The 7,648-nt window shown below is 68.4% G+C and carries 6 protein-coding genes; 4 read left to right on the top strand and 2 right to left on the bottom strand.

Going from position 1 to position 7,648, the window contains the following annotated elements; all coding sequences use genetic code 11:
• Nucleotides 1-79: 79 nt before the first annotated feature.
• Nucleotides 80-808: a histidine utilization repressor gene (hutC, locus tag G4G00_RS20375; RefSeq protein WP_108753493.1), complete on the bottom strand. Its 729-nt coding sequence runs from the start codon at nucleotides 806-808 to the stop codon at nucleotides 80-82.
• A 44-nt stretch (nucleotides 809-852) separates the two neighbouring features.
• Nucleotides 853-2,223 carry a formimidoylglutamate deiminase gene (locus G4G00_RS20370; protein WP_108753494.1) on the bottom strand — a complete coding sequence of 457 codons (1,371 nt, stop codon included), beginning with the start codon at nucleotides 2,221-2,223 and terminating at the stop codon, nucleotides 853-855.
• Nucleotides 2,224-2,290: 67 nt separating this feature from the next.
• Between G4G00_RS20370 and hutI the strand changes: the two genes are divergently transcribed.
• Genes hutI through hutU form a run of 4 tightly spaced genes read left to right on the top strand, consistent with a single transcriptional unit; the run spans nucleotide 2,291 to nucleotide 7,567 of the window.
• Entirely contained in the window at nucleotides 2,291-3,514 is a 1,224-nt protein-coding gene (hutI, locus tag G4G00_RS20365) for an imidazolonepropionase (RefSeq protein ID WP_108754831.1), read from the top strand.
• Entirely contained in the window at nucleotides 3,511-5,052 is a 1,542-nt protein-coding gene (gene hutH, locus G4G00_RS20360; protein WP_164276137.1) for a histidine ammonia-lyase, read from the top strand. Before hutI ends, hutH begins: the two co-directional genes overlap by 4 nt.
• Nucleotides 5,049-5,903: an N-formylglutamate deformylase gene (hutG, locus tag G4G00_RS20355; RefSeq protein WP_108753496.1), complete on the top strand. Its 855-nt coding sequence runs from the start codon at nucleotides 5,049-5,051 to the stop codon at nucleotides 5,901-5,903. The genes hutH and hutG overlap by 4 nt, the downstream gene beginning before the upstream one ends.
• Nucleotides 5,900-7,567 (top strand): urocanate hydratase, encoded by a 1,668-nt coding sequence (gene hutU, locus G4G00_RS20350; RefSeq protein WP_108753497.1) that lies wholly within the window; start codon nucleotides 5,900-5,902, stop codon nucleotides 7,565-7,567. Before hutG ends, hutU begins: the two co-directional genes overlap by 4 nt.
• Nucleotides 7,568-7,648: the final 81 nt, after the last annotated feature.

Raw genomic sequence — 7,648 nt, 5'->3', positions numbered from 1 at the left:
TCGCCCACGCCGGGCTCTCGGCACCCAAGGTGCCAGATCGGCAAGAGATAAGATCCACGCCATGCGTGGATTGGCCGCCTCAGCGTCCGCCCGGCGCGAAGCGCGCCACCAGGTCCCAGGCATCGCCCAGGAATACCTGGCGCACCCGGGTGATCGGCTGATCGCCGCGCCAGGTCAGGCGCTCGATCACCAGACAGGCCGTGCCCGGCGCCACCTGCAGCAGCTTGGCCGCGGCGGCGTCGGCGCCCCAGGCACTGATGCGGTGCTGGGCGCGGGTCCAGGACACGTTCTGCAGCAGCCAGCTGCCGGGCGCGGTGGTGCTGAAATCCACCCCCAGCACTTCGGGCACGCCCACCGGGCTGATCAGGCGATGTTCCAGCGCCAGCGGCCGGTCATCGGCCAGATGCAGGCAGCGCATCGCCAACAGCGAGCCCGCACCGGCCAGCTCTTCTTCGCCGGCATTACCCGCGCTGGCCCCGCGCAGTTCACGCTGCAGCAGGCGGTAGCTGTATTGATGGCCGCGCGAGCCGACTTCCATCGCGATATCGGGAATTTCCAGCGCCACCTGTTCCAGGTGCGGCGGCTGCCGGGCCACGAACGAACCGGCGCGGCGCCGGCGCTCGATCATGCCGCTCTCGGCCAGCGCGGTCAGCACCTTGTTCACCGTCATCCGCGAGCAGCCGTACTGCTCCATCAGCTCGTGTTCGTACGGAATGCGGAAACCCGGCGCCCACTCTCCACTGAGGATGCGGCTTTCCAGATCGCTGCGGATACGCTGGTTGAGCGTGGCGGACTTGCGGGCCTTCACGGGGGTGGGGATCTCGATGAGGATCTCGAAAAGCAGGGAGGCGGTCAGCCCAGCACGCCACGCAACGCTGCAGCAAAGGCGGTGGTGATGGCCTCGCGCTGCAGGTGGCGGCCGTCGGCCACGACCTGGCGGCCATGGCGCCAGACCGAACGCAGCGCGCCATTACGTGCAGCGAAGACCCAGCTGTCAAGCCATGCGTCATTCTGTCGCGCCTGCAGCGCCGGGTGCGCGGCGTCCAGTTCCAGCAGATCGGCACTGGCGCCAACCTGCAGGCCGGCGGCCACGCCCAGCGCCTGCGCACCGCCGTGCAGGGCGCCTTCGAACAGGAAGCGGCCACTGCTGCGGCGGGCGTCCGGGGCCAGCACGTTGCGGCCGCGCAGGCTCAGACGCTGGCCATATTCCAGCAGGCGCAGCTCTTCGGCCGCATCGATCAGCACGTTCGAATCGGAGCCGACGCCGAAGCGCCCGCCTTCGCGCGCGAACGCCTGCATCGGGAACAGGCCATCACCCAGGTTGGCCTCGGTGATCGGGCACAGCCCGGCCACCGCCTGGCTGGCCACGATCGCGGCGCGCTCGTCGTCGGTGATGTGGGTGGCATGCACCAGGCACCAGCGCGCGTCCACCGGCGCATGGTTGTACAGCCACTGCACCGGGCGCTGGCCGCTCCAGGCCAGGCAGGCGTCGACTTCGCGCACCTGCTCGGCGATATGGATGTGCACGGGGCCGTCGGTCAACGGCAGCAGCGCGCTCAGTTCTTCACCGGTCACTGCCCGCAGGCTGTGCGGCGCGATGCCCAGCACCGCATCGGGCAGGGCGGCCAGTGCCGGCTTGGCCGCATCCAGCAGCTGCGCGAAACCTTCCACGTCGTGGATCAAGCGGCGCTGCGCGGGATTGGGCGGCGCGCCGCCGAAATCGGCGTGCGCATAGAACACCGGCAGCAGGGTCAGGCCGATGCCGGTCTGTGCCGCAGCGGCGGCAATGCGCGCGCTCATCTCGGCACGGTTCGCGTACGGCTGGCCATCGGCATCGTGGTGCAGGTAGTGGAATTCGCCCACCCGGGTGAAGCCGCTTTCCAGCATTTCCATGTACGCCTGGGCGGCAATGGCCTGCACGGCATCGGGACGCAGGTGGGCCAGGAAGCGGTACATCAGCTCGCGCCAGCTCCAGAAGCTGTCGCCGTCGCCGCCGCCGATCTCGGTCAGGCCCGCCATGCCGCGCTGGAAGGCGTGGCTGTGCAGGTTCGGCAGGCCCGGTACCGCGATGTCGACGCGGGTATCGCCTGCTTCGGCAGCCTGCCCCGTGCTGATCGCGGTGATGCGACCGTGCTGCACCTGCAGGCGCACATCACGGGCCCAGCCGTCGGCCAGCAAGGCATGGGCAGCGTGGAAAGCGGCAGGGGAACGCGAATCAGACATGGCTGGACAACCCAAAAGGGACGCTTATATTGTATAGACATATAAGCACAGCCGCGTAGTGGATGCCATGCACGTCGACACCCTCTGGTCCAATGTCCACCTGATGACCCTTGATGGCGAGGGCCTGGGAATCATCCGCGACGGCGTGCTGGCCTGCGCCGACGGCCGCATCGTGCATGTCGGCCCGGCCGGCAGCGATGCCCACCTGCGCCCGACTACGCGTTTCGATGGCGAGGGCCGCTGGATCTCGCCCGGGCTGGTCGACTGCCACACGCACCTGGTCTACGCCGGCAACCGCGCCAACGAATTCGAGCAGCGCCTGCAGGGCGTCAGCTATGCCGATATCGCGCGCGCCGGCGGCGGCATCGTCGCCACCGTACGCGCCACCCGTGCGGCCAGCGCGGAGCAGTTGGCCGCAGAAAGCCGCCCGCGCCTGCTGGCGATGCGCGCCGAAGGCGTGACCACGGTCGAGATCAAGTCCGGCTATGGCCTGACCCTGGCCGACGAACGCAAACAGTTGCAGGTCGCGCGTGCGCTGGGCGAGCAATGCCGGGTGAACGTGGCCACCACCTTCCTGGGCGCGCACGCGGTGCCGCCGGGCCGGCAGGCGCAGGAGTACACCGACGAGGTGTGCAACGTGATGATTCCGGCCATCGCCGCCGAAGGCTTGGCCGAAGCGGTGGACGTGTTCTGCGAGAACATCGCGTTCTCGCCCGCACAGGCGCGGCAGGTGTTCGAGGCGGCACGTGCCAGCGGACTGGCAGTGAAGATCCACGCCGAACAGATGAGCAACCAGCATGGCGCCGAACTGGCCGCCGGCTTCGGCGCGCTGTCAGCCGACCATATCGAACATCTGGATGCGGCCGGCATCGCCGCCATGGCCGCCGCCGGCACCGTGGCCGTGCTGCTGCCCGGCGCCTTCTATTTCACCCGCGATACCACCCTGCCCCCGATTGCCGCGCTGCGTGCGGCCGGTGTGCCGCTGGCCCTGGCCACCGACAGCAACCCCGGCACCTCGCCGCTGACCAGCCCGCTGCTGGCGATGAACATGGGCGCCACCCTGTTCCGCCTGACCGTGGACGAATGCATTGCCGGCTTCACCCGTGAAGCGGCGCGCGCGCTGGGCCGCAGTGAACGCATCGGCCGCCTGGCCGTGGGCATGGACTGCGACCTGGCGATCTGGGACATCGACGCGCCGGCCGACCTGGTCTATCGCATGGGATTCAACCCGCTGCACGCGCGCGTGGTGCGCGGGCAGCCCGACCTGCCTGCTTCCTGGAGCAACACATGAGCAACACCCTGGTTCTTCGCCCCGGCCATGTCACCCTTGCCCAGTGGCGGCAGGTCTACCGCGGCGCGCCGCTTGCACTGGATCCGGCCGCGCTGCCGGTGGTGCGCGCCAGCGCCGCCGCCGTGGCCGCCATCGTCGCCAAAGGCGCGCCGGTGTATGGCATCAATACCGGCTTCGGCAAGCTGGCCAGCGTGCGCATCGAGCGCGAAGACCTGGCCACCCTGCAGCGGAACATCGTGCTGTCGCATGCCGCTGGCGTGGGCGAACCGATGCCGGCCAGCGTGGTGCGGCTGATGATGGCGCTGAAGCTGGTCAGCCTGGCCCAGGGTGCTTCAGGCGTGCGCGAAGAGACCCTGCTGCTGCTGGAAGCGATGCTGGTGAAGGGCGTGCTGCCGGTAGTGCCGGCACAGGGCTCGGTCGGTGCGTCCGGCGATCTGGCACCGCTCTCGCACCTGGCCAGCGTGATGCTGGGCGTGGGCGAGGCCTTCGTTGGCCAGGAGCGCCTGCCGGCCGTGGAAGCCTTGGCACGCGCGGGCCTGCAGCCGGTGGAACTGGGCGCGAAGGAAGGCCTGGCCCTGCTCAACGGCACCCAGTTCTCCACCGCCTATGCGCTGGCCGGGCTGTTTGAGATCGAGACCGTGTTCCAGGCCGCGCTGGTGACCGGCGCACTTTCCGTGGAAGCGGCCAAGGGTTCGGACACGCCGTTCGATCCGCGCATCCATGCCATCCGTGGCCAACGCGGGCAGATCGCCACCGCCGCCACCCTGCGTTCGCTGATGCAGGGTTCGGACATCCGCGAATCGCACCGCGACAACGATGTACGCGTGCAGGACCCGTACTGCCTGCGCTGCCAGCCGCAGGTGATGGGCGCGGCACTGGACATCCTGCGCCAGGCGGCAACCACGCTGGAAATCGAAGCCAACGGCGTGTCCGACAATCCGCTGGTGTTCACCGATACGGGCGAAGCGTTGTCCGGTGGCAACTTCCACGCCGAGCCGGTGGCCTTCGCCGCCGACATGCTGGCCATGGCGGTGTGCGAGATCGGTTCGATCAGCGAGCGCCGCCTGGCCATGCTGGTGGACCCGGCGCTGTCCGGCCTGCCTGCCTTCCTGACCCCGCGCCCCGGCCTGAATTCCGGTTTCATGATTCCGCAGGTGACCGCCGCGGCGCTGGTTTCTGAAAACAAGCAGCGCGCCTACCCGGCCAGTGTCGATTCGATCCCGACCTCGGCCAACCAGGAAGACCATGTATCGATGGCCGCACACGGCGCGCGCCGCTTGATGCAGATGGCCGAGAACGCGGCCAACGTGATCGGCATCGAGCTGCTGGCCGCGGCCCAGGGCTGCGATTTCCACGCGCCCCTGCGCTCCAGCGCCGCACTGGAAAGCGTGCGCGCCACCCTGCGCGCGCAGGTGCCAACGCTGGAAGAAGACCGCTACTTCCACCCGGACATGGTGGCCGCCACCGATCTGGTGCGCAGCGGTGCGCTGGCACAGGGCCTGGGTGACCTGCTGCCCACCGTGGAGCCGCAGGCATGAACACTCGCCCCGACTGGCTGACCGTGCACGAGGGCGATGCGCCGCTGATCGTCAGCTTCCCGCACACCGGCAGCGAACTGCCGCACGAGCTGATGGGCGACTACCACTCGCCGTGGCTGGCGCGGCGCGATGCCGACTGGTGGGTGCACGAGCTGTACGACTTCGCGCGCGGCATGGGCGCGACCACGGTACGTTCGGCGATCTCGCGTTCGGTGATCGACCTCAACCGCGACCCGAGTGGTGTTTCGCTGTATCCGGGCCAGAACACCACCGGCCTGTGCCCGCTGACCACCTTCGACAACCAGCCGCTGTACCACGCAGGTCGCGAACCGGACGAAACGGAAATCGCGCGCCGCCGCGACACGTATTTCGCGCCCTACCACGATGAACTCGCCGCACAGATCGCGCGCCTGCGTGCGCAGCACGGCACGGTGGTGGTGTACGACGCGCATTCGATCCGTTCGCACATTCCGCATCTGTTCGATGGCGAACTGCCGCAGTTCAACCTGGGTACGGCCGGTCCGTCTGGCGCACCGGATACGTCCTGCGACAACGCGCTGAGCGATGTGGTGGAAAACCTGCTGAAGATCAGCGGCATGAGCCAGGTGCGCAACGGCCGCTTCAAGGGCGGCTGGATCACCCGGCACTACAGCGACATCCCCGGCGGCGTGCATTCGCTGCAGATGGAACTGGCCTGCCGCGGCTACATGCACGAGCCGCTGCCCGACCAGGTGGACGAGCACAGCTGGCCCACCCCGCTGGACCCCGATCACGCCGCACCGCTGCGCCACACCCTGGCACAGGTGCTCAATGCCTGCCTTGAATTCGCTACCAACCGGAGCGCCGCATGACCCGCAACGACCCCAGCCGCACCATCACCGCGCCGACCGGTACCACGCTGAATGCCAAGAGCTGGCTGACCGAAGCGCCGCTGCGCATGCTGATGAACAACCTGCACCCGGACGTGGCCGAGCGCCCGCAGGAACTGGTGGTGTACGGCGGCATCGGCCGCGCCGCGCGCGACTGGGAAAGCTTCGATGCCATCGTGGAAACGCTGAAGCGGCTGGACGATGACCAGACCCTGCTGGTGCAGTCGGGCAAGCCGGTGGGCGTGTTCCGCACCCATGCCGATGCGCCGCGCGTGCTGATCGCCAATTCCAACCTGGTGCCGCGCTGGGCCAACTGGGACCACTTCAACGAGCTGGATAAGAAGGGCCTGGCCATGTACGGCCAGATGACCGCCGGCAGCTGGATCTACATCGGCGCGCAGGGCATCGTGCAGGGCACCTACGAAACCTTCGTGGAAATGGGCCGCCAGCACTACAACGGCAACCTGGCCGGCAAGTGGCTGTTCACTGGCGGTCTGGGCGGCATGGGCGGCGCACAGCCGCTGGCCGCGGTGATGGCCGGTGCCTCGTGCCTGGCCGTGGAATGCCGCAAGAGCAGCATCGACATGCGCCTGCGCACCGGTTACCTGGACACCTGGACCGACAACCTGGACGAAGCGCTGCGCCTGATCGAGGAATCGTGCACGGCCAAGAAGCCGTTGTCGGTGGGCCTGCTGGGCAACGTGGCCGATGTGCTGGACGAACTTCTGATCCGCGGCGTGAAGCCGGACCTGCTGACCGACCAGACCTCCGCACACGACCCGGTGAACGGTTACCTGCCGCAGGGCTGGACGGTGGAGGAATGGGACCAGAAACGCGTTTCCGCGCCGAAGGTCGTGGAAAAGGCTGCGCGCGAATCGATGGCCAACCACATCCGCGCCATGCTCGGTTTCCATGCGCTGGGCGTGCCGACCGTGGATTACGGCAACAACCTGCGGCAGATGGCGCTGGAAGAAGGCGTGGACGATGCCTTCGATTTCCCCGGCTTCGTGCCGGCCTACATCCGCCCGCTGTTCTGCCGCGGCATCGGCCCGTTCCGCTGGGCCGCACTGAGCGGCGATCCGGAAGACATCGCCAAGACCGATGCCAAGGTGAAGGAGCTGATTCCGGACAACCCGCACCTGCACCGCTGGCTGGACATGGCTGCCGAGAAGATCAAGTTCCAGGGCCTGCCGGCACGCATCTGCTGGGTCGGCCTGGGCGACCGTGATCGCCTGGGCCTGGCCTTCAACGAGATGGTGGCCAACGGTGAACTGAAGGCGCCAGTGGTGATCGGCCGCGACCATCTGGACAGCGGCAGCGTGGCCTCGCCGAACCGCGAAACCGAAGCGATGGCCGACGGCTCCGATGCGGTGTCCGACTGGCCGCTGCTCAATGCCCTGTTGAACACCGCCAGCGGCGCCACCTGGGTGTCGCTGCACCATGGCGGCGGCGTGGGCATGGGCTTCTCGCAGCATGCCGGCATGGTGATCGTGTGCGACGGCACCGAAGCGGCGGCGAAGCGGATTGGCCGCGTGCTGTGGAACGACCCGGCCACCGGCGTGATGCGCCATGCCGATGCCGGGTATGAGATCGCGGTGGAATGCGCGAAGGAGAAGGGACTGGATCTGCCGGGAATTCTGGGCTGATCGAGCGTCGCCGGGCACGGCCCGGCGCTACCGTGCGGCTCTTGTAGAGTCGAGCTTGCTCGACTGCTCTTCTCGCCGTCC

This window comes from Stenotrophomonas sp. B1-1, assembly GCF_010894375.1.
Lineage (GTDB): Bacteria > Pseudomonadota > Gammaproteobacteria > Xanthomonadales > Xanthomonadaceae > Stenotrophomonas.
This window is presented reverse-complemented; position numbering and strand designations above follow the sequence as displayed.

What these genes read in the sequence shown, in the direction of transcription:
- hutI (WP_108754831.1), top strand. Translation starts at nt 2,291, where the DNA reads ATGCACGTCGACACCCTCTGGTCCAATGTCCACCTGATGACCCTTGAT.
- G4G00_RS20370 (WP_108753494.1), bottom strand. Translation starts at nt 2,223, where the DNA reads ATGTCTGATTCGCGTTCCCCTGCCGCTTTCCACGCTGCCCATGCCTTG.
- hutU (WP_108753497.1), top strand. Translation starts at nt 5,900, where the DNA reads ATGACCCGCAACGACCCCAGCCGCACCATCACCGCGCCGACCGGTACC.
- hutG (WP_108753496.1), top strand. Translation starts at nt 5,049, where the DNA reads ATGAACACTCGCCCCGACTGGCTGACCGTGCACGAGGGCGATGCGCCG.
- hutH (WP_164276137.1), top strand. Translation starts at nt 3,511, where the DNA reads ATGAGCAACACCCTGGTTCTTCGCCCCGGCCATGTCACCCTTGCCCAG.